A 24,977-nucleotide genomic window follows, 5' to 3' on the forward strand; every position below is an offset into this window, starting at 1 on the left:
AATACCATAATAGTCTGCCATTATTAATCAAAATAAATGCTCATAATCTTTCTTTGATCATGATACAGAGCGAGTAAATTCCATATCCTCCAGCTAAAAAACAGCTCTTTTAAAACTAATTTAGAATTGAAAAGATGTGCAAACCCCTCGTTAGACAAGACAAACATAAAACGCCCTGCTGAATGATTATATTTTATACTTTCTATCTTGAAAAGAAAGAAGCCCTTCTGACGGAAGGGCTTCTTCGTTAACTTTGACGCCAAGGGTTGTGTAAGACATTTGTTTGTGAACGGTCCGGACCGACGGAAAAGATTGATAATGGTATACCAGTCAGCTGTGCAACCCGCTCTAAATAGTGGCGGGCATTAGCCGGAAGTTCGTCAAGCGACTTGCAGCCGGTGATATCTTCAGTCCAGCCAGGCAGTTCCTCATATACAGGCTCGCATTCAGATAATACTTTTAAGCTTGCCGGAAATTCTTCGATTATTTCCCCTTTATAGCGGTAAGCTACACATATTTTTAATGTTTCAATTCCGGTTAAAACATCAATGGAATTGAGTGAAAGGTCGGTAATTCCGCTGACACGGCGCGCATGGCGGACAACAACACTGTCAAACCAGCCGACACGGCGCGGACGGCCTGTCGTTGTACCATACTCGCGGCCGACTTCACGAATTCGATCCCCAATTTCATTATTCAATTCTGTTGGGAACGGGCCGTCTCCAACACGTGTTGTATAAGCTTTCGAAACACCAACGACATGTGTGATTTTTGTCGGGCCAACACCGGAACCAATTGTCACTCCGCCAGCAACTGGATTAGAAGAAGTGACAAATGGATATGTACCTTGGTCAATATCAAGCATAACACCTTGTGCGCCTTCAAAAAGAACTCGGCGTCCTTGATCAAGCGCATCGTTCAAGACAACAGATGTATCACAAACATACTTCTTGATTTGTTGGCCGTACTCAAAATATTCATCTAAGATTTCTTCAATCGTAAAACCTTTTGTTTCATAAAAGCGTTCAAGTAAACGGTTTTTCTCTTCAAGGTTGCGTGAGAGCTTTTCTTCAAAAACTTCGCGGTCTAACAAATCAGCAATCCGGATCCCAATGCGAGCTGCTTTATCCATATATGCAGGTCCAATCCCTTTTTTGGTTGTTCCGATTTTGTTTGCCCCTTTGCGCTCTTCTTCCACCTCATCCAATTTTAAATGATAAGGCAAAATCACATGGGCACGGTTGCTGATACGCAGATTATCTGTTGAAACTCCTCTTTCATGCAAATAAGCAAGCTCATTTACAAGCGCTTTTGGGTCAACGACCATTCCGTTTCCAATCACGCAAATTTTATCTTTATAAAAAATTCCAGATGGAATTAAATGCAATTTATAAGTTTCACCGTTAAAACGAATAGTGTGCCCTGCATTGTTTCCGCCCTGATATCGTGCAATCACTTCGGCATTTTCAGAAAGAAAATCAGTAATCTTTCCTTTTCCTTCATCTCCCCATTGTGTTCCGACAACTACTACTGATGACATTAAAAACACACCTCCAAGGTTCACAAGCATAAAAATTTCTCACGAATCGATTTAAACATATTCAGTTTATCAGTAATTCAGAATGAAAGTCAACAAAACACGAACAATTTATTGTAAAATATTATTTTATGTTCGTAAACTATTACAATCGTAAAATGTTTTTTTTAAAAGAAAGGGGGTTATTCCCGTTCAGCTCGTGTTTACTCCCGTTCATGACCCTTTTGCTCCCGTTCAATGTAAAAAGGCCGGCCAATTTTTTGACCAGCCTTTTATGCTCCAGGCGGAATCATTGATTCATCAAAACGCCGCTCTAAATTTACGAATTTATTATACTCTTTAATAAAGGCAAGTTCGACTGTGCCGACAGGGCCGTTGCGCTGTTTGGCGATGATAATTTCGATAATGTCTTTATTCTCTGATTCCTTATTATAATAGTCATCACGATATAAGAAAGCAACAATATCTGCATCCTGCTCAATACTTCCTGATTCACGGATATCTGACATCATCGGACGCTTGTCTTGGCGTTGTTCAACCCCGCGGGAAAGCTGGGAAAGTGCGATGACCGGCACTTCTAGTTCCCGCGCTAATTCTTTCAGAGAACGAGATATTTCAGATACTTCTTGCTGGCGGTTTTCGCCTGGGCGGCCGCTCCCTTGAATAAGCTGAAGATAGTCGATAACGACCATTCCTAAACCGTGCTCTTGCTTTAAACGCCTACATTTCGAACGAATTTCGCTAATTCTTATCCCCGGTGTGTCATCAATAAAGATTCCGGCATTCGACAAACTGCCCATGGCCATCGTTAATTTTCCCCAGTCCTCATCTGTCAAAGTACCGGTTCGAAGTCTCTGGGAGTTAATATTTCCTTCCGCACACAACATACGCATGACAAGTTGTTCAGCGCCCATCTCTAAACTGAAAATCGCAATATTTTCACCTGTTTTCGTAGCTACATTCTGAGCAATATTAAGGGCGAATGCAGTTTTCCCTACCGATGGACGGGCTGCAACGATAATTAAATCATTGCGCTGAAAACCTGCTGTCATTTTATCAAGCTCTCGGAACCCTGTTTCCAGTCCGGTAATATCTCCTTTACGGTTATGAAGCATTTCAATATTATCATATGTCCGGACTAAAACATCTTTGATATTGTGAAAAGTACCAGCATTTTTTCGCTGAGCTACCTCAAGAATTCTTTTTTCCGCTTCTTCTAAAACGGCATCGACCTCATCTTCACGTGTATATCCATCCTGGGCTATCGCTGTCGCTGTCCGGATCAAGCGGCGCAATAAAGACTTTTCTTCAACAATTCTTGCGTAATATTCAATATTGGCTGCTGTCGGTACAGATGCGGCCAATTCACTTAAGTAGCTGACACCGCCTGTATCTTCTAAAATGTTTGCTGCGGCAAGCTCTTCAGTTACGGTAATTAAGTCGACCGCTTTTCCTTGATCACTCAGCTTCAGCATGACATTAAAGATTTTTTGATGGGATGCCCGGTAAAAGTCTTCTGGAATTAAGATTTCAGAAGCAATCGTTAACGAGGATGGTTCCAGGAAAATTGCCCCTAGAACTGCCTGTTCCGCTTCAATGTTTTGGGGCGGCAGCCGATCGGCAAATAAATCATTCATCTAAACAAACCTCCCTTATGAAGAGGAATGAAATATTAAGAAAAGCGCAAAACATTTAGTTAGCCCCGACAAAAACGGCTGCATTTTAATTGTTTTTATAAAGGCTAGAAAAAATGTGATCAGCATGACCGATCACATTTGATATCAACTCTTATATTCTATCATGTTTGTTCCGGAATGGTACTTCCAAAATTAGTTTGCTTCTTTTACATGGACATTCAATGTTGCTGTTACTTCTGAATGTAATTTGACAGGAACTTTCGTATATCCTAGCGAACGAATTGCTTCTTCGAGCTCAATTTTACGCTTGTCTATCTTAATGTTATGTTTCTTTTGAAGTTCATCAGCAATTTGTTTGCTCGTAATGGAACCAAAAAGGCGGCCGCCTTCACCAGCTTTTGCTGACAATTCAACCGTTATTTTTTCAAGTTGCTCTTTCAATTGTTTCGCCTGAGCGAGTTCTTGCTCTGCCAATTTTTCCTCTTTTTTCTTTTGGGCATTTAATTTGCTTAAATTTTCCTTGTTCGCTTCGACTGCAAGTCCCTGTTTTATGAGAAAGTTATTAGCGTATCCGTCCGCTACATTTTTAATTTCGCCTTTTTTTCCTTTTCCCTTTACATCTTTAAGAAAAATAACTTTCATTCCTTTTTTCCCCCTTCAAAATATTCTTCTATTGCAGATATTAACTGTTCCTCAGCTTCATCAACAGTTACATCTGCTAGTAGAGTTGCAGCATTTGTTAAATGGCCTCCGCCATCCAGGTTTTCCATTATTACCTGGACATTAACATCTCCAAGGGATCTCGCACTAATTGCGACCTTATTTTCAGGACGTCTGGCAATAACAAATGAAGCGAGAACTCCGTCCATCGTCAATAATGTATCTGCAGCTTGGGCAATCACGACTTGATCGTAAATTTCGTCTTCATTTCCTTTTACAATCGCAATGCCGTCGCGGTAAAAATAGACGGCTTCAATCAACTTAGCCCGTCGGATATACGTATCCACATCTTCTTTTAAAAACTTTTGGACTAAAACCGTGTCAGCGCCTTTTCCGCGCAAATAGGAAGCAGCATCAAATGTACGCGAACCAGTTCTTAGTGTAAAACTTTTTGTATCAACAATAATACCTGCGAGCAAGGCTGTTGCTTCAAGCATTTCAATTTTTCCACGTTTTGGCTGATATTCCAGCAGCTCGGTAACAAGTTCTGCTGTCGAGGACGCATATGGTTCCATATAAACGAGCAGAGGATTTTTGACGAAATCTTCGCCGCGGCGGTGATGGTCAATGACAACCACATTATCAATACTTTTTAACAGCTTCTCTTCAATCACAAGTGAAGGCTTATGGGTATCAACAATAACCAGTAATGTATCATCCGTAGCAATTTCCAGTGCCTCTTCCGGACTAATAAATCTAGAAAACAGATCCTCATTTTGCATGATCTCTTTCATCAAGCGCTTAACACCTGTATCAATTTCGTGAAAATTTACGACGATATAGCCTTCCCGCTCATTCATTTGGGCAACTTTTTGAATGCCAATGGCTGAACCGATGGAATCCATATCAGGGTTTTTATGGCCCATAATAATGACTTTATCACTTTCTGTGATTAACTCTTTTAAAGCATGGGAGATCACGCGGGCCCTGACTCTTGTCCGTTTTTCCACCGGATTTGTTTTTCCGCCGTAAAATTTCACTTTTCCATTAGTTTGCTTAATGGCAACCTGATCTCCGCCCCGGCCAAGGGCCAGATCCAAACTTGATTGTGCAAGAGAACCAAGCTCAGGCAAGGATGAAACACCAGTCCCAACTCCAATACTTAATGTAAGAGGGACATTTTGCTTCGAAGTTGCTTCACGAACTTCATCTAAAATACTAAATTTCCCTTTTTCAAGAGAATGTAAAATATGTTCATTAAAAACAGCAATAAACCTTTCCGAAGATACCCTCTTTAAAAAGACTCCGTTGTCATTGGCCCATTTATTCAACAAGGACGTAACAATGTTGTTTAAGTTGCTTCTTGTTTGGTCATCCATTCCCTGCGTCATTTCATCATAATTATCTAAAAAAATGATGGCAATGACTGTCCGCTCATTCTCGTACATTTTCTCAATTTCAGTTTGTTCTGTCACATCAAAAAAGTATAGAAGACGTTCTTTCTGCTTATGAATGACGCGAAATTTCCGGTCATGGAGAGTGACAATTTCAGTTTCAATTTCCTGTTTAATCAAAGGAATGAGCGAATCAGCTACGTCATAGAGGGATCTTCCCACTAACGTATCTTCTTGAAAACATGAAGCCAAAAAAGGATTTGTCCACTCGATTGTATACTCATCATTTATCAGCATAATGCCAATTGGCATTTCCATTAATGCTTCTTCACCGACTCTTTTGACCCGGTAAGATAGCGTTGTTATATATTCTTCCGTTTCCTTTCGCTGCTTTTGTTCAAACCAAAATACGAAATAAAAAGAAATAAAGGCAAGAAAAAATCCAGCCAGACTGAATAGCAAGTTATAATAAGCTAATACACCCAGTTGCACCACTGTTACGCCCATAAGTCCGTATAGTGGATAACGTATGGACTTTTTTTTTCGATACGAAGGCATGTTTTCAGCTCCTATAACAGTAGTGTTTTCCTTATGATTGTTTTTTTAAGCGCTGCCTTAAGTCAAACCCTAAGTCAATTATACCTAATATCCGTACAACATAAAGAAATATTGGCAGCAACAATGATAAAATTGTCACAGTAACTGGAATCGCGGCAGAATATCCTTTTATGTAACTGAAATAAAAGACAAAGGAGAATCCTTGCACAATCATACATAACTGTAAAATAAACGATAAATTTAACAGGGCCGAAAACAAATAGCTGCCTTCTCCCGGATTGATCACCATTGAAACGAGCAAAACAGCCAAATAATACCATAATAAACTTTTTGGCAAAGTCAAATCCTTAAAAGCCTTCCATTTTCCAACCATAACCCCGAACTTTTTTAAAATCGGAAGGGAAACAAGCTGAATCAAAAATACAATCATAAATGAAACAACCACAAACAAGCTTGGCATTAATGTTTCAATCATGTCAACGCTGGATAAAAGCTGTTCGGCAGCCTTCTGCCCGGGATCTTGGCCAATCGATTCCAACATTTTCAACGACATATCTACAGATTCCCGAAGCATTTTCATTATTTCGTCGATGAAATTGTATTGAAAAAACGCAACAGCTACAACGTATTGTATGATCAAATTAAGCAAAAAGACGAGAGAGCCGGCTATAAAAACCATTCCTCTGTTCTTTTGTTTTCTTATTAAGTATCCCATAACCGCTCCGGTCAATCCATAGGCAAGAGTTAAAGGAACAGAAAAAATGCTTCCTGCTACAAGCGATATGGCAATAGATGCGATAAGAAAAACAAAAGAAGTTTTCGCATCGTTTTTTGCAAAAAACATAATAAATGGAAGTGGTAAAAACAGGTTAACAATCATTCCTAATATAGGAATATACATCGTTATTAACAATAAAACGGTAAATGCCGCTAATAAAACAGCTCCTTCAGTAATCCTTTGACTATTTTTTTTCATAATTCACCTCTTAATCAGACACACCCTTGAAGTCTATTTTAGCTACAATCAAAGTCGTGTTCAACTATGCAGAATTGATTCTTCAGAATCACGGAATCCATGAAAGATGGTTCAATAATACAGAATCGTTTACATACAAGGAATATTATACCATATATTGTATTTATCGTTTTACTCAAGTTTTCTATATTAGGGTTGGGAATAAAAACTCATGTTATCCGTACAAAATAAAAAGCAGCCCGCTTTTTTGAATGGACTGCAATTGGTTCAGGATTAAATATATTCATAGAGGTTTTTTTCAATAAATTCTATGATTTGTTTGTGCATTGGCTCAGAAACATTTTTTGATTTAAATTGCTTTTCTGCCAGGCTCAAATACCGTTTCACTGTTTTATTTTTTGAGGCTTCTTTAAGTGTTAATTCACCGTTGAGGATTTTAATTGCAACTTTTTTGACATCTGCATCGTTTGTTAAATAATAGAGTATGCCGGCAATATAACTTGTCCGATCCAACACATCATCTCCACCTTTTCATATAGCTTATTAATGGATTCCATGCGGATGGCCAAATATCCTGCTATTCCGGCAAAGTTTTACAAAAAGTTTCCTAATAAAAAAGCAACAGGAATCAGACCTGCTGCTTTAATTCAAAATTATTCACCTGCAACGAATGGCAATAATGCCATTTGACGCGCACGTTTGATCGCAACTGTTAATTTACGTTGGTATTTCGCGCTTGTGCCTGTTACACGACGTGGTAAAATTTTACCGCGCTCAGAGATAAATTTTTTAAGAAGATCAACATCTTTATAGTCGATATGTGTAATTCCGTTCGCTGTGAAGTAGCACACTTTACGACGTTTTGCGCGTCCGCCTCTGCGTCCTCCTGCCATCAAATTTCCCTCCTTTAAATTCATTATAAAACGTTCGTTATATAGCCATTAGAATGGAAGATCATCATCTGAGATGTCAATTTGCCCATCACCGGCAAATGGATCTTCATCTATACGTGTATAGCCTTGATTGTTGTTTTGGCGTTGATTCTGATTTCCAAATGGATTGTCTTGATCCCTTGGACCACCATAAAAACCACTGTCGCCTCTGTCACTTGAAGCACTTCTCGGCTCAAGAAATTGAACACTTTCTGCTAAGACTTCTGTTACATAAACACGTCTTCCGTCTTGGCCCTCATAGCTGCGCGTTTGCAAGCGTCCATCTACGCCAGCAAGACTACCTTTTTTCAAATAGTTTGCGACATTTTCCGCTGCACGCCTCCAAACAACACAGTTAATAAAGTCTGCTTCCCGTTCACCTTGCTGGTTCGTAAACGTACGATTTACAGCAAGAGTAAAAGTTGTAACCGGAACTCCATTTGGTGTGTAGCGCAACTCGGGATCTCTTGTCAACCGTCCAACAAGAACGACACGATTCATCATCAGAATCAACCCCTTTCAACAACAAATGTTTCATGTGAAACATTTTTAAAAGTTGGATATATTTTTTAAATAATGATTATTCTTCTTCTTTAACAACGATATGACGAATGATGTCTTCGTTGATTTTTGCTAATCGAGAGAATTCTTCAACCGCAGCCGGTTCAGATTTTACGTTAATGATATGGTAAATTCCGTCGCGGAAATCTTTGATTTCATAAGCAAGACGGCGTTTTCCCCATTCTTTTGATTCAATAATTTCCGCACCATTCTCCGTTAAGATGTTGTCAAAACGCTCAACAAGCGCTTTTTTTGCTTCATCTTCAATGTTTGGGCGGATGATGTACATAATTTCGTACTTTCTCATCACGTTCACCTCCTTTTGGTCTAAACGGCCCGAAAACGGGCAAGGAGCAATTATTCATTACTCACAAGAAAGAATTATAGCATAGTTTTTATAGCTTTGCAAATAAAAATACCACAAGATCAGGCTCTGTGGCAGGGTCAAATTTCTTGTCACTTAATAAGTGCTTTTATGCATGAAGCAGCATTTTCTTTTTCTTGTTCTTGAAAATAACTTCTTTATATTCTTCAATCAGCCCATCAAAGATCGATTCCCATGATTGTTTTAAAGCGTATGTTCTCGCTGAATGCCCCATTTTTTCCCTCTTCATTTCATCAATGAGAAGCTGCTGAATGGTTTCAAGAAAGTGCTCGTGATCATGGGCACGGCAAATCATGCCTGTTGCATTATTCTGAACAATTCTTGTAACTCCTCCTGAATCAGCAACAATCGCTGGTGTCCCTGATGCCAGCGCCTCTAATACAACATTGCCAAATGTTTCAGTTGTTGAAGGGAACACAAACAAATCGGCTTCTGCATATGCCTTGGCCAGTTCCTCACCATCTAAATATCCCGTCAAGGTTGCATTTTTCTTGTCCTTTACATGATCAAGCACTTCCTTGTAACTTGGCCCATCGCCTGCTATAACCCAATGAATTTCTTTTTGAAACTCCGCCGGCATTTCTTCAATAATTTTATAAAGAGTGTGGAGGTCTTTTTCGAGAGATAAGCGACCAACATAAAGAAGGATATAGCGCTCTTTAATTTGATAACGGTTTCGTAAATATTGATTTTTCTTTTCTGGATTAAACAAGCAGCAATCAACGCCTCTGCTCCAAATCGAGAGGTTATGAAATCCACGTTCTTCTAAATATTCTTTCGTATCAGAGGATGGCACAAAAATTTTTTCAAATGGCGTATGAAACCACTTCATATAGCGCCATAGGAGTGAAGATAACCAGGTTAGTTTATAATATTTCAAATACTGATCGAAATGGGTATGGTAAGAAGCGACCATAGGGATTCCCAGCCGTTTGGCAGCATGTATCCCATATAAGCCCATTGTCAGTGGTGTAGCGATATGAACAAGATCAGGCGAAAAATCGCTTACCCGTTTAAGAATATTATAAGGATTTGCAATTGCAGTCCGGCATTCAGGATAGAATAAAAAGGGAAAGCTCGTAAATTGATGTGTATTAGGATACATGATTCCGTCCTCTAACTCGGGAACAAAAATCTCATATTCAATTCCTCTTTTTTCCATATGATCAGTCAGTCTTTTCAACGTTCGCGCCACACCGTTCACTTGCGGATAAAATGTATCCGAAAATAATGCAATACGCATTGCTGACCTCCTCTTCTTATATAAAATAACTAAAGAACAGAGCTGTCATAGAACCTAAGATTGCCCCTGCTGCTACATCAGATGGGTAGTGGACACCGAGCACAACCCTCGAAAAAGCCACGAGTACAGCTAAAGGAAGAAGAAAAGGCGCTAATTCTGGAATATATACACAATAAGGTACGACTACTGAGAATATGGCAGTGGAATGCCCTGAGGGAAAAGAAGGATCTTTAAATAAATAGCCGTAAACTTTAGCATCAGGTAATGCCAGATAAGGACGAATCCGGCGGAAAAATCGTTTCATTAAACTTGCAATCAAATGGCTTATTGCCAATGAAAAGCTAGCGGCCAAAACAGTTGATTTCAAAAAGTCCGGACCTACAATATGAAGCAGCAATTGAATAGAAATTGTAAATCCAGCACCACCGAAATGCGTAATCCATTTAAAAAAAGAAATCACAATTTCCGGCCACTGGTTACAATGGTAAAACCAATTTTGATCATACTTGTATATCCATGCTTTTGCCCGTTCCACCGGTCGATTTCCCCTTTACAATCGTTTCTATACAAAAATTATAAAGAACAATAGTAAGAGAAAAATTAAAGGGATGTAAAGATTTTATTAATCTTAATATTCTGAAAAATATATAAAAAAAGCCCTGCAGATATCATCCGCAGAGCTGCTGCTAATAATTTAACCAGCCATAACCAACGGAAATCATTGACAGGCAAAGAAAACATTAGTGATGGAAGTTTCAATTTTATACATTAAAACGGAAATGGATAATGTCACCGTCTTGTACTTCGTAATCCTTTCCTTCAAGACGGACTTTTCCTGCTTCACGGGCTGCCGCCATGGAGCCTGCCGCCAATAAGTCATCATAAGAAACGGTTTCAGCACGAATAAAGCCTCTTTCAAAGTCAGAATGAATAATTCCTGCACACTGAGGAGCTTTCATGCCTTTACGGAACGTCCATGCACGCACTTCCTGAACGCCAGCAGTAAAATATGTGGCTAGCCCCAATAATGAATATGCTTTTCTAATTAATTGATCAAGACCGGATTCTTCAATTCCAAGTTCTTGTAAAAACATGGCTTTTTCTTCACCGTCAAGCTCAGCAATCTCCGATTCAATTTTTGCACAGACGACAACCACTTCAGCATTATCTTTCTCTGCATATTTTTTCACTTTTTGGACATATTCATTAGAGGAAGGATCAGCAACATCTTCTTCTCCAACGTTTGCGACGTATAAAACCGGTTTAATTGTAAGAAGATGAAGCCCTTTAACAACCTTCATTTGTTCATCGGTAAATTCTACTGCCCGAGCAGGCTTTTCTGATTCAAATGCATCTTTGAGCATCGAAAGAATTTCAAATTCAAATATGGCATCTTTATCTTTTTGCTTTGCCATTTTCTCAACACGGCCAATGCGTTTTTCTACTGTTTCAAGATCAGCTAAAATTAATTCCAGGTTAATAGTTTCAATGTCAGCAATCGGATCTACTTTCCCGGAAACATGAGTGATGTTATCATCAGCGAAACAGCGAACGACCTGACAAATCGCATCAACTTCACGAATATGGGATAAGAATTTATTTCCGAGGCCTTCCCCTTTGCTTGCACCTTTTACAATTCCGGCAATATCCGTAAATTCAAATGTTGTTGGCACTGTTTTTTTAGGCTGAACAAGTTCTGTTAATTTTGTTAAACTATGATCCGGCACTTCGACAATCCCTACATTCGGATCAATCGTACAGAAAGGATAGTTTGCGGCTTCAGCTCCCGCTTGAGTAATTGCATTAAAAAGTGTCGATTTTCCTACGTTTGGCAGTCCGACGATACCTGCTGTTAAGGCCATCCCTGTCACTCCTCTGATCATATAATCTATTTAATCCATTTTGGTTCATTTTAAAACGAATAAGCCTCTCACAATTATAGATAGTAGCTATTAAAAACACAAGTGCCTAACACCGCTTTAAAAAACAAAAGAAGCATGATTTATTCCTCATGCTTCTCAAGTATTTTTTTCAGCTTTCTTGAAAATTTTTTTCGCGGGATTAACACGCTGTGGGCGCAGCCTTCGCATTTAATGCGAATGTCCATGCCCATTCTAATAATTTTCCAGCGGTTTGTTCCACAAGGATGAGGCTTTTTCATTTCAACAATATCATATAATCCAAACTCTTTTTGCTCCATTGGCTATCCTATTCCTTTCCTAACTGTTTTTGCTCTCCTTGTTCATCACTTCTGCTGTACATGACAAGGCGCGGAAATGGAATATCGAATCCATGAGCTTCAAGCAGAACTTTTAATTCCCTGCGAAGCATTCTAGCAATATTAAAATGCTTCATTGGTAATGTTTCTGCTACAATTCTCAAGACTACTTCAGATGTTCCAATATTTTGGACTCCCAATAGTTCTGGAGGTTTCACGATATCCTCATATCGATCCGGGAGGTCCTTCAAAAAATCTTGAATAACCTTTTCCGCACGTTCAATATCTTCATTATAGGCAATACTAACATCAACCACTGCAACACTGTTATAAAGGGAAAAGTTAGTAACCTCTGAAATGCTTCCATTTGGAATAATATGAAGTTCACCTGTCCAGTTTTTAATTTTCGTCGTCCTTAAGCCAATTTCCTCTACCGTTCCTTCAAACTGGCCGACACGTACATGATCTCCTACAGAAAATTGGTCTTCAAAAATAATAAAAAACCCGGAAATGATATCTTTTACAAGACTTTGTGCACCGAATCCAACTGCCAGACCTACAATCCCTGCTCCGGCTAAAAGAGGTTTTACCTCAATCGATAATATTGGCAAAATCATGATTATAGCAATGAAATAGACAACATATGTAAGCATATTTTCAAGCAATTTCTTTAATGTAGCTTCCCTTCGCTCCGAAAAACGAATAGGAGCTTTTGCCCTCACAAGGAAAATGTTTTTAATGATCAATTTTCCGATGCGCAATACAATTGCAGAGAGTATCATAATGGCCATAATTTTTAGGAGGCCTGTTCCAATCGCGATCCATGTATCTTCATTTAGAATTTTTTCTTTAAGATTATTAAACATTTCTTGCATAAAATCACCAGCTTTCATGAATATTCACAGCTGTACAAATTTAATTGTTCGTGCGTTTTTAAGTGCATACTTTGAATGCATAGCCGTTTTATGAATCTATATATATATTGTAACAAGTCTTTATTTTACTTTGTAGTTTCTAACCGTGCAACAAGTAATGCTCCTAGTTCTTTTTACCCTGTTTAAAAAATTCCCATTTCAGGTATGTATACATAACATAAATTTTCCGTATACTGTTACTACTATGGAGAAGGAGTGGAACCAATGAATTTAAAACCCAATTTTTTTGAAAAGAGAGGCGAAACGGCAAGAATATTTTACGATGAGCAGCTGGCCGCTGGAAAAATTTCCACAGAATTATTGTCGCTTATTCCAGTTATTAGCAGCCGCCCAATCGTATTTGTTTGTATTGGCACTGACCGCTCTACTGGTGATTCATTAGGTCCACTTGTCGGAACGCTACTTGAAGAAAAGGCCATTGCACCTTTTCATGTATACGGAACGCTTGAGGATCCAATCCATGCTGTTAATCTTGAAGATAAATTAATGGAGATAAAAGAAAAACATGTTCATCCTTTTATCATCGGAATTGATGCATGCCTTGGCCGGCTAAAAAGCGTTGGCGTTATTCAAATCGGTGAAGGTCCGGTTAAACCCGGAGCAGGAGTAAATAAAGAGCTTCCGCCTGTAGGAGACATACATATTACAGGTATTGTGAATGTCAGCGGCTTTATGGAATTTTTTGTTTTGCAAAATACAAGGCTTAATCTTGTATTAAAAATGGCAAAAACAATCGCAGATGGCATTTCTACAGCTAGCCTTGCTTTTCATAATAAAAAACAATCATGGAAAGAAGTAAACTGGAGCCTTGATCAAGGACAAAACAAATTAATGTAATAAGAAAACGAGCATGAGTTTTAAACTCCTAACCTAGGAAATCCTCTAAAAGTTGCCGCTTTTCTCGTACCATGAATCGCTTCTGAAGTGTTCCTTATTGGAGCTAGACATAAATGGGAAGGATAAATGAATCCTTCCCAATGTTCATAACAAAAATTTTACTTGAAACAATAAATAATTGCAACGATCAGCCCTGATACAACAATGCCCGGCAAAAAATTTGCAACGCGGATTTTTGTCAATCCTGTCAAATTTAATCCGATGGCAAAAATCATCACTCCGCCTGTAGCAGTCATTTCCGTTATAAAACTGTCCAAAAGCGCCTGTGGCACAAACCGGTCAATTTGCGTGGCGAAAAGAGCGATTGTTCCTTCATAAATGATTACCGGAAAAGCAGAAAACAAAACGCCGATTCCTAGCGTAGTCGTTAAAATTAATGCAGTAAATCCGTCTATAATCGCTTTTGTATAAAGAACATCGTTATCCCCGCGGAGACCACTGTCCAATGCACCAATAATGGCCATTGCCCCAATCACAAATATTAAGGTTGCTGTTACAAAACCTTGTGAAATGCTTCCCTGGCCTTTTGATCCGATTTTTCTTTCCAACCAGTTCCCAAGCTGACTTAATTTATCTTCTAGTGCAATTAACTCTCCAATAACTGCACCTAAAACTAAACTAATAATCACAACCAGAAAATTAGTGCTTTTAAATCCCATTTGCAATCCAAGCACCATCACGGCCAGTCCGATTCCGTGCATAACCGTTGTCTTCATGTGTTCAGGAATTCGGTGGAGCAGTTTCCCAAAAAAAGTGCCGACAATAATAAAAAGTCCATTTACAAGCGTTCCTAGCAAAAACATAATTTTCCCCTTTGTCTCATAAAAAATAAACCATCGACTTGATGGCTTAAGTGGATAAATCTTTCCCATCCAATAATTCAAGAATCCGTTCTAAGTCTTCTTGGGAGAAAAACTCTATTTCGATTTTTCCTTTATTTTTCGTTTTCTTTATATTAACAGTCGTACCAAACCGCTCGCGCAATAATGATTCTCTCTCCTGCAGAAAAAGATCTTTTTCGATTTTCTTCTTTTTTGTTTCACGTGAAACTTTTTCATTTAATTGTTGGATCAAATGTTCAAGCTGGCGGACATTTAAATTTTCTTTGATTGTTTTTTCAACTACAGCTGCCATGTTTTCTTTTTTACGCAAACCTAATAATGCCCTTCCATGGCCCATTGATATTTGTCCTTCTGAAATTAACTCCTGAATTTTCGGAGGAAGCGATAGAAGCCTTACATGGTTTGCTATATGCGGACGGCTTTTCCCAAGGCGCTTTGCTAATTCTTCCTGTGTCAAGTTTAGTTTTTTCATTAACATTTGATACGCTGACGCTTCCTCAATCGGTGTTAAATCTTCCCTTTGCAGATTTTCCAAAACCGCTAACTCCATCATTTGCTGCTCGTTTAAATCACGAACTACAACAGGCACCTTTTCAAGATTTGCTTCTTTTGCAGCCCGATAACGCCTTTCGCCCACAACAATCTCATAACCTTTAATGCTTTTTCTTACGATGATAGGCTGTAAAATCCCGTGTTCAAGAATCGATTGTTTCAATTCTTCAATCGCTTCCTTCTGAAAAACCTTACGTGGTTGATAAGGGTTGGGACGAAGTTCTTTAATGTTAACTTCTTGAACTGTCTCTCCTTTTTCAGCTTCCAAATTCGTGAAAAATGCATTTAGTCCTTTTCCTAAACCTTTAGCCATTCACAACCACTTCCTTTGCCAAATCTAAATAAACCTCCGTTCCCCTTGATTTTGGGTCATAAATAATAATTGGTTCTCCATGGCTTGGTGCTTCGCTTAGACGTACATTTCTTGGAATGATGGTTTTATATACTTTATCTTGAAAATATTTTTTTACTTCTTCGATCACTTGGATACCAAGGTTGGTTCTGGCATCAAGCATCGTTAATAAGACACCTTCAATCCGGAGATCATGGTTAAGATGCTTTTGAACTAGACGTACAGTATTCAATAACTGACTTAAGCCTTCCAATGCATAGTATTCGCACTGGACCGGGATTAAAACTGAATCAGAAGCGGTTAAGGCATTTATCGTCAGCAAGCCAAGTGAAGGCGGGCAATCAATAATGATATAATCATAATCATCTCTCACTTCCTCTAATGCCCGTTTCAATCGAACTTCCCTTGAAATAGTCGGTACGAGTTCAATTTCTGCTCCGGCCAATTGAATAGTAGCCGGAATTACATCTAAATTTTCAACAGAAGTTGGCTTAATGACCTTTTTTGCTTCAACATCATCTACTAAAACATCGTAAATGCATTGAGCTACGTCGGCTTTTTCAATTCCAACACCGCTGGTGGCATTACCTTGCGGATCTATGTCTACCATTAAAACTTTCTTTCCTATGTATGCTAAGCAGGCGCCTAGATTAACAGAGGTGGTCGTTTTTCCGACTCCCCCTTTTTGGTTCGCGATTGCAATTACTTTGCCCACGATGTCACCTACCCTCATTTCCTCTAAAGTAAAACTTTCGAAAGCGTATGGAAAACTATTTGACTAATAATCATGTAATATATTTTATCACGAAAAAGATAGGATCATAGCTTTTTTCACTAAATTCTCGAGAATCAAAGAATTTTTAATAAACATAAAAAGAGAGAAACTAAACAGTTGTTCAGTTTCTCTTCTATGGAATAAGTGCTATTTCTTTTTTGGAATGCGAATTGTGAACTGGTAATAATCTTCAAATTCTTCCTCTTCTGAGTCAAGAGTAATACCGCTTTCTGACACCATTGATAAAGATTGGCGAATCGTATTAACCGCAATTCTCATATCTTTGCTGAATACTTTTCTTTTTGGCTGAGGCTTTTTTTCAGTTTGTTCAAGCATTTTTGCAACCCGTTCTTCAGTTTGTTTCACATTTAAATTTTTCTCAATAATTTCCTGAAGTAATTTTACTTGTTTTTCTGGATCTTTCAATGGTATAAGAGAACGGGCATGCCGTTCGGTAATTATTTTATTCAAAAGTGCTTCCTGGACTTCATTTGGAAGTTTAAGAAGGCGGAGCTTATTCGCAACTGTGGATTGCCCTTTTCCCAGCCGTTGTGCCAAAGCTTCCTGCGTTAAATTATGAAGCTCAAGCAATTTCCCGTATGCAATAGCTTCTTCAATTGGGGAAAGTTCTTCCCTCTGTAAATTTTCAATCAGCGCCATTGAGGCGGTTTCCGTATCATTAAGGTTTTTAATAATCGCAGGAACTTCATCCCAGCCAAGCTTTTTCATTGCTCGCCAGCGCCGCTCGCCTGCGATAATTTCAAACTGGTTATTTCCAAACTCTCTGACTACGATCGGCTGAATAATGCCATGTGTATGAATCGTCCGTGCCAATTCTTCTATTTTCTCATCGTCAAATACCGTCCTTGGCTGAAAGCGATTCGGAACGATATCTTCGATTGGTATCTTCTTTATTTCTTCCGTATGATCGGTTTCGGCTTGTTCAGCCGGAATTTCTATATCATCTTGTTGATCCTTTTCGCCTAGGCCAAAAAAGCGTGAAAAAGAACGCTTCATCACCCTGCACCACCTTTACGAAACTCCCTATAACATATTCTCTTTAATTATGACAAGTTCCTGCTTTCAGATACATTATAAAACAAATTATGTCACATAATGCGGAAAAAGTAACTCTATTCTATAGGAGTTTTATTAGGAGTCCCCGGCTTTCTTGGATATTTTTTAGGGGTTTTCTTTTCTTTTTTTATAATTAATATGTTTCGTTCGCTTTCCTCTAGAGGCAAACGAAAAGAATGAACGCTTTGAAGGCTTCCCCCTAATACGGAAATAGCTTTTTTAGCTGCTTCCAATTCCTCGTTGGCACTGGCCGCTTTCATCGCGATAAATGTTCCACTCAGTTTTACGAGCGGCAAACAAAGCTCGCTTAAAACAGACATTTTTGCCACTGCCCTTGCGGTAACAACATCATAACTTTCACGATGTTCCTTTTTTTGGCCAAATGTTTCGGCTCGGTCGTGAATAAATTGAACGTTCTTTAATTGTAAAACCTTTCCTAAATGCTCCAAAAATGTAATACGCTTATTTAACGAATCAACAATCGTAATATGGAGATCAGGAAAAGCAATTTTCAAAGGAATACTTGGAAATCCGGCTCCTGCCCCTACATCACAAACACGCAAAGGTTGCTGAAAATCAAAATAAAATGCTGCCGTAATCGAGTCATAAAAATGCTTTAAATAAACTTCATTTTTCTCGGTAATAGCAGTCAAGTTCATTTTTTCATTCCACTCGACAAGCGTTTGATAATACGTTTCGTATTGATCTAATTGCTGTTGGGAAAGAGAAATCCCTTTCCCGGACAGCATCGTTTGAAACTGTTCTATGTTCATAGGCCAATCCTTTCTTGCATGTGTGTGCTACTCATTCGAAACCCGGGCAATGCGGCCTTGTTCGATATACACAAGCAAAATCGAAATGTCAGCCGGATTCACACCGGAGATGCGTGATGCTTGGGCAATTGATAAAGGCCTTACTTCTTTTAATTTCATACGGGCTTCTGTCGCTAATCCTGTGATTGCATCATAATCAATGTTTTCAGGTATTTTTTTATCCTCCATTTTCTTTAATCTCTCAACTTGTTGAAGAGATTTTTCAATATAACCTTCGTACTTAATTTGAATTTCTACTTGCTCTTTCACTTCCGAATCTAATTCAGTTTCGTTCGGAGCAAGCTTCTGAATATGTTCATAGTTCATTTCCGGACGTTTCAGAAGGTCAGAAGCACGAATCCCGTCCTTTAGTTCGCTGCCGCCCAAGGATCGTACTAGTTCTTGAACTTCTTTAGAAGGCTTAATAATAATGGAATTCAGCCGTTTTTTCTCAGCCTCAATTGCTTCTTTTTTCTTAACAAATTTTCTGTACCGTTCTTCAGAGATAAGCCCGATTTTGTAACCAAGCTCTGTTAAACGCAGATCAGCATTATCATGGCGAAGCAGCAATCTGTATTCGGCTCTTGACGTTAATAAACGGTATGGCTCATTTGTTCCTTTTGTAACAAGGTCATCAATCATCACACCGATATAAGCGTCAGACCTGCTTAAAATGACTTCATCTTTTCCTAAGGCATTTCGGGCAGCGTTAATTCCCGCCATTAATCCTTGTCCGGCAGCTTCTTCGTATCCTGATGTTCCATTTATTTGTCCGGCAGAATATAAATTTTTGACTAATTTCGTTTCTAACGTCGGCCAAAGCTGTGTCGGAACGATTGCATCATATTCGATGGCGTAGCCGGCGCGCATCATTTGCGCATTTTCAAGGCCCGGGATCGTCCTTAAAATTTTCTTTTGAACATCTTCCGGCAAACTTGTTGAAAGCCCTTGAACATATACCTCTTCCGTATTTCTTCCTTCAGGCTCCAAAAAGATTTGATGGCGCGGCTTATCGTGGAAACGAACAACTTTATCTTCAATTGATGGACAATAACGTGGACCTGTGCCTTTGATCATTCCGGAAAACATCGGCGCACGGTGCAGGTTTTGGTCAATCAGCATGTGTGTTTCCTCATTTGTGTAAGTAAGCCAGCAAGGAAGCTGATCCGTAATATATTTTGTTGTTTCATAAGAAAATGCTCTTGGGACATCATCACCCGGCTGTATTTCCGTTTTACTGTAGTCAATTGTATTGCTGTTTATACGAGGAGGAGTTCCGGTTTTAAAGCGGACAAGTTCAAAACCAAGCTCCTCCAGATGTTCTGATAGTTTGATGGAAGGCTGCTGGTTATTTGGTCCGCTTGAATATTTCAATTCTCCAATGATAATTTCTCCTCTTAAGAAAGTGCCTGTTGTAATTACAACTGTTTTTGATCGATAAACAGCCCCCGTTTTTGTAATTACACCCTTACAAACTCCATCTTCAACTATAAGCTCTTCAACCATTCCTTGAATTAAAGTAAGGTTTGGTTCATTTTCAAGCGTTTTTTTCATTTCATGCTGATAGGCAAATTTGTCTGCTTGTGCACGCAATGCACGTACAGCAGGACCTTTTCCTGTATTCAGCATCCGCATTTGGATATAGGTCTTGTCAATGTTTTTTCCCATTTCTCCGCCCAATGCATCGATTTCTCTTACGACAATCCCTTTGGCAGGACCGCCAACAGAAGGATTGCAGGGCATAAAAGCAACCATATCGAGGTTAATTGTGATCATTAATGTTTTGGCACCGAGTCTCGCGGAAGCAAGCCCTGCTTCACAGCCGGCATGTCCCGCACCTATGACAATAACATCATAATTCCCAGCTTCGTATTGCATCACGCTGCCTCCTTTTAAAATGAAAATTTGGGTTTAATAACAATTTTTTCTGGTTTATGACTATTTCCCGGGTTATAAACGAATTCCGAGGCTACGAACCAATTTCGAGATTTATGAGCCACTTTTCATGGTTTATAAGCCAATTCACTAAATTTATGAGCCAATTCTTGAATATATTGACCCGTTCCGGGTTTTGAACCACATTATTTTCCTAAACAGAATTGAGAGAACAGCTGGTCAATCAGACTTTCGTGGACACTGTCTCCGATTATTTCTCCAAGCAGCTCCCATGTTTTTGTTAAATCAATTTGTACGATATCGATCGGTGTTCCCATTTCGACTTGTTGAATCGCTTCCTCAATCGAATTTAGCGCTTGATGAAGCAAAGCTATATGGCGGCTGTTCGATACATATGTCATATCTCCCGCTTCGATTGAACCTTCAAAGAACATAGACGCAATTGCTTCTTCCAATTCATCTACTCCGCGATCTTCAAGCAGAGACGTTGTAACAACTTTGTGATCTTTCGCCAATTCCTTTACTTTTTCCATATCAATTTTCTGCGGCAAATCTGTTTTATTAACGATAACGATAACATCCATGCCTTCAACGGTTTTAAAAAGATTTTCATCCTCAGGTGTCAGTTCGTCTGAATAGTTTAAAACTAGCAGAATCAGATCAGCTTCTTTTAAAACTTGTCTTGACCGCTCAACTCCGATTCTCTCTACAATGTCTTCGGTCTCGCGTATTCCGGCTGTATCTAATAGACGCAAAGGAACTCCGCGGACGTTCACATATTCCTCAATCACATCTCTTGTTGTGCCAGGAATATCGGTTACAATTGCCTTATTTTCATGAACAAGACTGTTCAAGAGAGAGGACTTGCCGACATTTGGACGTCCGATAATTACCGTTGATAATCCTTCTCTAAGTATTTTTCCTTGCTGGGAAGTTTGCAGCAGCTTTTGAATTTCTTCTCGTACATATTGAGCTTTTTCTAAAAGCATTTTGTGCGTCATTTCCTCAACATCATCATACTCAGGATAGTCGATATTCACTTCTATGTGGGCAAGAATTTCTAAAATTTCCTGCCGCAGCCTTTTTATTAATTTTGAAAGACGTCCTTCCATTTGTCCAAGTGCAACATTCATGGCTCTATCCGTTTTTGCCCGAATTAAATCCATGACAGCTTCGGCTTGAGATAGATCTATACGTCCATTTAAGAAAGCGCGTTTCGTAAATTCTCCCGGTTCTGCAAGGCGCGCCCCATGGTTTAACACAAGCTGAAGCACACGGTTTACTGAAACGATCCCCCCGTGGCAATTGATTTCCACCACATCTTCTTTCGTAAATGTTTTCGGACCTTTCATAACCGAAACCATTACTTCCTCAGCAACTTCGTTCGTTTTCGGATCAATAATGTGTCCATAATGAATTGTATGGGATGCAGCCTCAATGATCCGCTTTCCGCCAACGCCACGAAACAGCTTGTCCGCAATCTCGATAGATTGATCACCGCTCAAACGCACAATTGCAATTGCTCCTTCTCCCATCGGAGTAGAAATTGCGGCTATTGTATCAAACTCCATCCCCGATCACCTCGCTTATCTATAAAAATTTTTCTATTTGGTCTATATTTAATAGCGCTTTTGCTTCGACATTCAGATGATGTTCAGATATAGGCGTCTTAACAAGACAAGGGAAAACTTCGCTTCGGAAGTGTTATGTTTGCATAAAAGAAAGTTTGGCTTCCGAGTGGGCCTGCATTCATTTTTTCCCTAAATTCCTACAATACCACATGCTCGTTTTATGAAAAAGTATTATCTCTTGAAAATGAATAAACTTATCCACAACCACTTATTTTCTTGTTATATTGTAACTTATCAACATGTGAATAACAATAAAGTGAAATAAAAGCAAAGGGCCAGACCCCTCCAATAGACAAACAAAAATAAAATCGTTCTTTCTATTGTCATTATTGGAGAGAGTCAGACCCTTATGAGTGAGTCAAATTCTATTTTATTGGTGAAATTACGACATATCGATGCGGTTCTACTCCATCAGAATAAGTATTCACGCGATCATTATTCGCTAAAGCTGTATGAATTACTTTGCGCTCGAATGAAGGCATTGGTTCAAGTACAACATCACGGCCAGTTTTAATAGCTTTTTGTGCGAGCCTTTCCGCTAATTGAACAAGTGTTTCATTTCTTCTTGTTCGATAATCTTCGGCATCAAGGAGAACTGTTAAATATTGATCAGAATGACGGTTGATCACTAATTGTGTTAAATACTGAAGGGAATTAAGTGTTTGCCCTCTTTTTCCGATTAAAAGAGCAATTTTTTCCCCTGATAAAAGGAAACTTACCTGCTTTCCCTCTTGAATAGCTTCAATATTGATTGATGCTCCCATTTTCTCGGCTACATTTTTTAGAAATTCCTTTGCCTCTTCTATCGGATCAATCTTTATTTCAGCTTTGACAACTGCTGGGCGTGATCCAAAAATGCCGAATATCCCCTTTTTTCCTTGATCAATTATCGTTATTTCTACGCGGTCTTTCGTGGTGTTTAATTGTGTTAAAGCTGATTCCACTGCTTCATCGACAGTTAGTCCAGTAGCAGTTACTTGTTTCACTTTTTTGCTCCTCCTGATTTGCCGGTTTCTACATCTTTTTTGAGATCCGGACCCTTAATGAAATAAGTTTGAACAATCATAAAAATGTTACCAACTACCCAATATAATGAAAGAGCTGCCGGAAAGTTAATCGCAAATATGATGATGCTGATAGGCATGATCCATAGCATCATTGCCATTTGCGGATTTTGGTTTTCCGTTCCAGCCATCATCATTTTCTGCTGGATAAATGTTGTAGCACCCGCAATAAGCGGCAGTATGTAAAATGGATCCGGAGAGCCTAAATCAAACCATAAAAAATTATGTTCAGCAATTTCTCTTGTACGAGAAATAGCATGGTAAAATCCAATTAAGATTGGCATTTGAATTAATAATGGAAAACAGCCTGAAAACGGGTTGACTCCATGTTTCTGAAATAAAGCCATCGTTTCCTGCTGCAATTTTTGCTGTGTTTTTTGGTCTTTTGAGCTGTATTTTTCCCTAAGTTTTTGCAACTCAGGCTGAAGCGCTTGCATTGCTTTCGAATTTTTCGTTTGTTTTATCATTAAAGGAAGAATTGCAAGACGAATAAGAATCGTTACAAGGATAATGGATAAACCAAAACTTCCTCCCGCAATTTCAGCCACTTTAATAATCAACATCGAGAGCGGATAGACAATATATTCGTTCCAAAAGCCTTGACTTTCAGCTGTAATTGGCTGGTTGTATTGCGTACAGCCCGTAAGAATTGCTATCAGCAAAATGAAGCCAATTAAAAAAAGTATTCGCTTTTTCAACCGTTTTTTCCTCCTTACTGCAAATAGAATCATTCTATCAAAAACAAGTCATCAATTCTTGCCATTTTTAAACCTTTTTAAATCCACGTGTATTTTACCATCTTTTCTATGTAAGCGTCTTTATAAACATAGCAAAAAACTGTTAATGTTTTTCATTATTTCCACGCTCTATACTTTTAAAAACTCTTGCTACCTTTAAGACATGGGTTATGCTTTTCTTTACTTCATGAAAATCCATGTCCGCTGCCGGCTTTCTCGCAATGATTACATAATCGTTGCCACTATGTATTTGTTCTTTCAATTCCAAAAAGGCCTGGCGAATATATCTCTTAATGCGATTTCTGGTTACGGCATTTCCAATCTTTTTACTGACAGAAAGCCCGATGCGGAAATAAGGCTGATCTGTTTTTTTTAAAACATAAACAATAAATTGCCGATTCGCAAAGGATTTTCCTTTTTGAAATACTTCCTGAAATTCTTTGTTTTTCTTGATCCGCAATTTTTTTTTCATGGTTTTTTCCACCCTCAAGTACTTTTCTGGATCAATTGGCGTTTATTTCTCAAGCGGAAGAAAAGGAAAATTGAACTCTATGTGAAAAAAGACCACTGACATTTCAGTGGCCTAAGCTGATAATACCTTTCTTCCTTTACGACGGCGGCGAGCTAGAACTTTACGTCCGTTAGAAGTGCTCATCCGTGCCCGGAAACCGTGAACTCTTTTGTGTTTACGGTTACTTGGCTGATAAGTTCTTTTCATTATATGACACCTCCCTCGAGGAAAAGCGTTAAAGACAGTCTTTCTAATTATATAAATTTACTCAAAAAATTGTCAACTGCACATTTTACGAAGATCTTTCCATCCTGATTTTTAAAAATTGAATTTTCTACTTCAAAAAGTTATTCCAAAAAAGTAACTTTTTACGGAAGAACCCTCAAAAAATAACATTGTGGATATCAATCGACAGATTTTTTTTATCCACAACAGATACTGACAACTTTTACACACACTCAAGTCTTGTGGACAATTTTTATCAACATGTCTTGCCGCTTGTGGATAAAGTTTGAAAAAGCATTGCACCTATTAGTTTTATTTGATATCATTAACTGTGTTTTCACTCGGTATAAATCTTTGTGTATAACTTAATTATCCACAATTTGTGGATAGAGTGTGGACAGGTTATTCAACAGGTATGGAAAAGATTATCCACAAACAGTGGATATTGTCGAAAACCTATTTTACTTCCTTATTATATATTTTTCCACATAATAAATTTCGTATATTTATAAATTTATAGGTTTTGTACAATGGATGACAGATTAAAGGAGGGGTGACAGTTGGAAAATA

General features: G+C 38.6%; 26 protein-coding genes. 1 reads left to right on the top strand and 25 read right to left on the bottom strand.

Features of this window, described 5'->3' with window-relative positions; translation table 11 throughout:
• Positions 1-247: 247 nt before the first annotated feature.
• The 14 genes from BMMGA3_RS16080 to BMMGA3_RS16145 all read right to left on the bottom strand — a co-directional run bounded on the left by BMMGA3_RS16080 (position 248) and on the right by BMMGA3_RS16145 (position 12,994).
• Positions 248-1,540, bottom strand: a complete 1,293-nt coding sequence (locus BMMGA3_RS16080) for an adenylosuccinate synthase (RefSeq protein ID WP_003347044.1) — start codon at positions 1,538-1,540, stop codon at positions 248-250.
• A gap of 269 nt (positions 1,541-1,809) precedes the next feature.
• Positions 1,810-3,174: a replicative DNA helicase gene (dnaB, locus tag BMMGA3_RS16085; RefSeq protein WP_003347045.1), complete on the bottom strand. Its 1,365-nt coding sequence runs from the start codon at positions 3,172-3,174 to the stop codon at positions 1,810-1,812.
• 192 nt (positions 3,175-3,366) lie between these two features.
• Positions 3,367-3,816, bottom strand: a complete 450-nt coding sequence (rplI, locus tag BMMGA3_RS16090) for a 50S ribosomal protein L9 (RefSeq protein ID WP_003347046.1) — start codon at positions 3,814-3,816, stop codon at positions 3,367-3,369.
• Positions 3,813-5,786: a DHH family phosphoesterase gene (locus BMMGA3_RS16095; protein ID WP_003347047.1), complete on the bottom strand. Its 1,974-nt coding sequence runs from the start codon at positions 5,784-5,786 to the stop codon at positions 3,813-3,815. The genes rplI and BMMGA3_RS16095 overlap by 4 nt, the downstream gene beginning before the upstream one ends.
• Positions 5,787-5,817: 31 nt before the next feature.
• Complete coding sequence (locus tag BMMGA3_RS16100) at positions 5,818-6,762, bottom strand: YybS family protein (RefSeq protein WP_003347048.1); 945 nt, start codon at positions 6,760-6,762, stop codon at positions 5,818-5,820.
• Positions 6,763-7,035: 273 nt separating this feature from the next.
• Positions 7,036-7,278 (bottom strand): hypothetical protein, encoded by a 243-nt coding sequence (locus tag BMMGA3_RS16105; protein ID WP_034669143.1) that lies wholly within the window; start codon positions 7,276-7,278, stop codon positions 7,036-7,038.
• Between the two features lie 137 nt (positions 7,279-7,415).
• Complete coding sequence (gene rpsR / locus BMMGA3_RS16110) at positions 7,416-7,655, bottom strand: 30S ribosomal protein S18 (RefSeq protein ID WP_003347052.1); 240 nt, start codon at positions 7,653-7,655, stop codon at positions 7,416-7,418.
• Between the two features lie 48 nt (positions 7,656-7,703).
• Positions 7,704-8,198: a single-stranded DNA-binding protein gene (gene ssb / locus BMMGA3_RS16115; protein WP_003347054.1), complete on the bottom strand. Its 495-nt coding sequence runs from the start codon at positions 8,196-8,198 to the stop codon at positions 7,704-7,706.
• A 76-nt stretch (positions 8,199-8,274) separates the two neighbouring features.
• Positions 8,275-8,562: a 30S ribosomal protein S6 gene (gene rpsF / locus BMMGA3_RS16120; protein ID WP_003347055.1), complete on the bottom strand. Its 288-nt coding sequence runs from the start codon at positions 8,560-8,562 to the stop codon at positions 8,275-8,277.
• A gap of 166 nt (positions 8,563-8,728) precedes the next feature.
• Positions 8,729-9,883, bottom strand: a complete 1,155-nt coding sequence (locus BMMGA3_RS16125) for a glycosyltransferase family 4 protein (RefSeq protein WP_003347057.1) — start codon at positions 9,881-9,883, stop codon at positions 8,729-8,731.
• Positions 9,884-9,899: 16 nt separating this feature from the next.
• Positions 9,900-10,418 carry a phosphatase PAP2 family protein gene (locus tag BMMGA3_RS16130; protein ID WP_003347059.1) on the bottom strand — a complete coding sequence of 173 codons (519 nt, stop codon included), beginning with the start codon at positions 10,416-10,418 and terminating at the stop codon, positions 9,900-9,902.
• Between the two features lie 226 nt (positions 10,419-10,644).
• Complete coding sequence (gene ychF, locus BMMGA3_RS16135; protein WP_003347061.1) at positions 10,645-11,745, bottom strand: redox-regulated ATPase YchF; 1,101 nt, start codon at positions 11,743-11,745, stop codon at positions 10,645-10,647.
• A 140-nt stretch (positions 11,746-11,885) separates the two neighbouring features.
• Positions 11,886-12,083: a DUF951 domain-containing protein gene (locus tag BMMGA3_RS16140; protein WP_003347063.1), complete on the bottom strand. Its 198-nt coding sequence runs from the start codon at positions 12,081-12,083 to the stop codon at positions 11,886-11,888.
• Positions 12,084-12,091: 8 nt separating this feature from the next.
• A complete protein-coding gene (locus BMMGA3_RS16145; RefSeq protein WP_003347065.1) occupies positions 12,092-12,994 on the bottom strand; it encodes a mechanosensitive ion channel family protein in 903 nt (300 codons plus the stop codon).
• 246 nt (positions 12,995-13,240) lie between these two features.
• Between BMMGA3_RS16145 and yyaC the strand changes: the two genes are divergently transcribed.
• Positions 13,241-13,873, top strand: a complete 633-nt coding sequence (gene yyaC, locus BMMGA3_RS16150; protein ID WP_003347068.1) for a spore protease YyaC — start codon at positions 13,241-13,243, stop codon at positions 13,871-13,873.
• Between the two features lie 158 nt (positions 13,874-14,031).
• On the opposite strand, the gene BMMGA3_RS16155 is transcribed toward yyaC, so the two are convergent.
• From BMMGA3_RS16155 to rpmH, 11 genes are all read right to left on the bottom strand, one after another.
• Positions 14,032-14,736: a DUF554 domain-containing protein gene (locus BMMGA3_RS16155; protein ID WP_003347069.1), complete on the bottom strand. Its 705-nt coding sequence runs from the start codon at positions 14,734-14,736 to the stop codon at positions 14,032-14,034.
• 46 nt (positions 14,737-14,782) lie between these two features.
• Complete coding sequence (locus BMMGA3_RS16160) at positions 14,783-15,640, bottom strand: ParB/RepB/Spo0J family partition protein (RefSeq protein WP_003347071.1); 858 nt, start codon at positions 15,638-15,640, stop codon at positions 14,783-14,785.
• A complete protein-coding gene (locus BMMGA3_RS16165) occupies positions 15,633-16,394 on the bottom strand; it encodes a ParA family protein (protein ID WP_003347073.1) in 762 nt (253 codons plus the stop codon). The genes BMMGA3_RS16160 and BMMGA3_RS16165 overlap by 8 nt, the downstream gene beginning before the upstream one ends.
• 207 nt (positions 16,395-16,601) lie before the next feature.
• Positions 16,602-17,471 carry a nucleoid occlusion protein gene (gene noc / locus BMMGA3_RS16170; protein WP_003347074.1) on the bottom strand — a complete coding sequence of 290 codons (870 nt, stop codon included), beginning with the start codon at positions 17,469-17,471 and terminating at the stop codon, positions 16,602-16,604.
• Between the two features lie 116 nt (positions 17,472-17,587).
• On the bottom strand, positions 17,588-18,304 hold the full coding sequence (gene rsmG / locus BMMGA3_RS16175; RefSeq protein WP_003347076.1) for a 16S rRNA (guanine(527)-N(7))-methyltransferase RsmG: 717 nt from the start codon (positions 18,302-18,304) through the stop codon (positions 17,588-17,590).
• A gap of 27 nt (positions 18,305-18,331) precedes the next feature.
• Positions 18,332-20,221 (bottom strand): tRNA uridine-5-carboxymethylaminomethyl(34) synthesis enzyme MnmG, encoded by a 1,890-nt coding sequence (gene mnmG, locus BMMGA3_RS16180; protein WP_003347078.1) that lies wholly within the window; start codon positions 20,219-20,221, stop codon positions 18,332-18,334.
• A 203-nt stretch (positions 20,222-20,424) separates the two neighbouring features.
• The gene (mnmE, locus tag BMMGA3_RS16185; protein ID WP_003347079.1) at positions 20,425-21,810 is read right to left on the bottom strand and encodes a tRNA uridine-5-carboxymethylaminomethyl(34) synthesis GTPase MnmE; all 1,386 of its coding nucleotides are present in this window, start codon (positions 21,808-21,810) and stop codon (positions 20,425-20,427) included.
• Positions 21,811-22,235: 425 nt separating this feature from the next.
• Positions 22,236-22,856, bottom strand: coding sequence for an RNA-binding cell elongation regulator Jag/EloR (gene jag, locus BMMGA3_RS16190; RefSeq protein ID WP_003347080.1), 621 nt, complete (start codon positions 22,854-22,856; stop codon positions 22,236-22,238).
• On the bottom strand, positions 22,853-23,632 hold the full coding sequence (gene spoIIIJ / locus BMMGA3_RS16195) for a YidC family membrane integrase SpoIIIJ (protein WP_003347081.1): 780 nt from the start codon (positions 23,630-23,632) through the stop codon (positions 22,853-22,855). The genes jag and spoIIIJ overlap by 4 nt, the downstream gene beginning before the upstream one ends.
• Positions 23,633-23,774: 142 nt before the next feature.
• Positions 23,775-24,143, bottom strand: coding sequence for a ribonuclease P protein component (rnpA, locus tag BMMGA3_RS16200; RefSeq protein ID WP_003347082.1), 369 nt, complete (start codon positions 24,141-24,143; stop codon positions 23,775-23,777).
• Between the two features lie 111 nt (positions 24,144-24,254).
• Positions 24,255-24,389 (bottom strand): 50S ribosomal protein L34, encoded by a 135-nt coding sequence (gene rpmH, locus BMMGA3_RS16205; RefSeq protein ID WP_003347090.1) that lies wholly within the window; start codon positions 24,387-24,389, stop codon positions 24,255-24,257.
• Positions 24,390-24,977: the final 588 nt, after the last annotated feature.

Source organism: Bacillus methanolicus MGA3 (assembly GCF_000724485.1).
Taxonomy (GTDB): Bacteria; Bacillota; Bacilli; order Bacillales; family Cytobacillaceae; genus Bacillus_Z; species Bacillus_Z methanolicus_A.